Raw genomic sequence first — 1,972 nt, 5'->3', positions numbered from 1 at the left:
TGGTGTGGGGGTTTCAAGGATTCGCAGGTTTGGGCACGTCAGGGTGGTGTTACCGGCCGTAAGGATCAAGGAATTGGGTGGATTTGAAGGCATATGTCCGCTTTTTCAAGATCGAACACCGTCCGGAAGTGGTCCGCGCCACACGATCGGTGCTGTGAGGCCGCGCACATCGTCGACGGGGTGTGACGGCCGGTCGGCGGGCGGTGCAGGAACCACCGGATGGGGGCCGGGCCCGCGGTGGCCCGCACCACAGCCCTCACCCGCCGTGCCCCGCATCCTCACCCAGCGTGTGCGGCATAGCCTCGGGCCATGAGCAACGAGAGCGATGCAGAGGCCGTCGGCGGCGCCGAGGAGCCTGGGGCGGCGGTCGCACCGGCCGGGTTCGAGCTGGGGACCGACGGGCCCAAGGTGATCCTGGCGGGGCTGGACGGTTCGGAATCCTCCTGGCGGGCCACCGCCTACGCGGCCGGGCTCGCCCGCCGCCAGAACGCGACGCTCGCCGTCGCGTACGTGCAGCCCGTGCTCGGCGCGGCCACCGCCCTCGCGGGTGCGGCGGTCGAGGAGACCACCCGGGAGATCGCCGAGGAGTTGCTGGGCGCCCTGCGCGAGGCCGAGCACCGGCTGCGCGACGTCTGGCGGGTGGACTGGCGGTTCCTCACCGTGCGCGGCGATCCGTACACCGGGCTGGCGCGGCTGGCGGACGAGCTGCGGGCGGACGCCGTCGTCGTCGGGGTCTCGGAGCAGGCCGGGCACCGGGTGATCGGCTCGGTGGCGGTGCGCCTGGTGAAGGCGGGGCGCTGGCCGGTCACCGTGGTGCCGTAGCCGTAGCCGTAGCCGTAGCCGTAGCCGTAGCCGTAGCCGTCTTCCTGCGGCGGCAGCAGACGGCGGATGGGCTGCGACCCCGGCCGGAAGCCGGGGTCGCAGCCCTTCATTCGGGTCGGTGGGAATCGGACGGTTCGGAGGGGGAGGTGCGCGACGGACGCGCGGGTGCGGTCAGCCCAGGATGGAGATGCTGTTGCCGCAGATGTTGAACTGCGCGTTGATCGGGATCTGGATCTGGTTGCCGGAGAGCACACCCGGGGAGCCGGTGACTATGCCGCTGGCCGTGGCGCTGCCGGTGTTGATGCAGACCGTCCCGGCCTGCGAGCCGTCGAGCAGGGCGGCGTCGGCGAGCGCGCTGGCGGCGAGCGCGTCGGCGGCGAGCGCCGCGTCGGAGCCCGCGTCCGAGGTGCTGAGCGCGGAGGCGGGGGCGCGGAGAGCGTCCTGGTCGCAGTCACCCGCGAAGGCGGGACCGGCGGAGAGGACGGCCAGCGCGGCGCTGAAGCCGGCGGCGATCAGGTACTTCCTGGTGTTGGTCATGCCGGAAGGAATAGCCAGCCGACACGCAGGACACGACACAATCCGACCGAACGACCACCCGAATGCAGGCACGATCGCCCACCGATGCAGGAACCCGGTCACCCGGCCGGCGTACACCGGCACGCGCCGGTCCCGGGGCCGCCGCCGAAGTGGGCGGCCGTCCGACGATAAAGTTCGTGACCATGACGGAGACCCCGGCCGGCACCGCCACCACCACGACGTCCGGAAGCGACCTGCACCTCGAGCTGCCCGCCACCGGGGGCCGCCGTGCTGCGCTCATGGCCGCCCTGCGCGAGGCGATCCGCAGCGGCCGACTCGCGCCCGGCACCCGGCTGCCGCCCTACCGCACCCTCGCCGCCGACCTCGGCATCGCCCGGAACACGGCCGCCGACGCCTACGCCGAGCTGGTCGCCGAGGGCTGGCTCACCGCACGGCAGGGGTCGGGCACCACTGTGGCGGACCGCGCCGCGCCGGTCGCGCCCACCCGCGCCCGCCGGGCGGCGCCGCCGCGCCGGCCCGCGCACGACCTGCGGCAGGGGCAGCCCGACGCCTCCTCCTTCCCGCGCGCCGGCTGGCTGGCCGCGGGCCGCGTGGCGCTCACGGCCGCGACCTG

3 protein-coding genes are annotated in these 1,972 nt (G+C 73.9%); 2 read left to right on the top strand and 1 reads right to left on the bottom strand.

Going from position 1 to position 1,972, the window contains the following annotated elements:
* Positions 1 to 309 precede the first annotated feature (309 nt).
* Positions 310 to 822, top strand: coding sequence for a universal stress protein (locus ABZ885_RS40145; protein ID WP_360199995.1), 513 nt, complete (start codon positions 310 to 312; stop codon positions 820 to 822).
* A gap of 171 nt (positions 823 to 993) precedes the next feature.
* Here ABZ885_RS40145 and ABZ885_RS40140 read toward each other — a convergent pair whose 3' ends face one another.
* Positions 994 to 1,359 carry a chaplin gene (locus ABZ885_RS40140; RefSeq protein ID WP_360199993.1) on the bottom strand — a complete coding sequence of 122 codons (366 nt, stop codon included), beginning with the start codon at positions 1,357 to 1,359 and terminating at the stop codon, positions 994 to 996.
* Between the two features lie 182 nt (positions 1,360 to 1,541).
* On the opposite strand from ABZ885_RS40140, the gene ABZ885_RS40135 reads away from it, so the two are divergent.
* Positions 1,542 to 1,972, top strand: a 431-nt coding sequence (locus ABZ885_RS40135) for a winged helix-turn-helix domain-containing protein (protein ID WP_360199997.1), incomplete at its 3' end; no start/stop codon positions are given.

The sequence above is a fragment of the Kitasatospora sp. NPDC047058 genome, assembly GCF_040643935.1.
Taxonomy (GTDB): domain Bacteria; phylum Actinomycetota; class Actinomycetes; order Streptomycetales; family Streptomycetaceae; genus Kitasatospora.
This window is presented reverse-complemented; position numbering and strand designations above follow the sequence as displayed.

What these genes read in the sequence shown, in the direction of transcription:
- ABZ885_RS40145 (WP_360199995.1), top strand. Translation starts at nt 310, where the DNA reads ATGAGCAACGAGAGCGATGCAGAGGCCGTCGGCGGCGCCGAGGAGCCT.
- ABZ885_RS40140 (WP_360199993.1), bottom strand. Translation starts at nt 1,359, where the DNA reads ATGACCAACACCAGGAAGTACCTGATCGCCGCCGGCTTCAGCGCCGCG.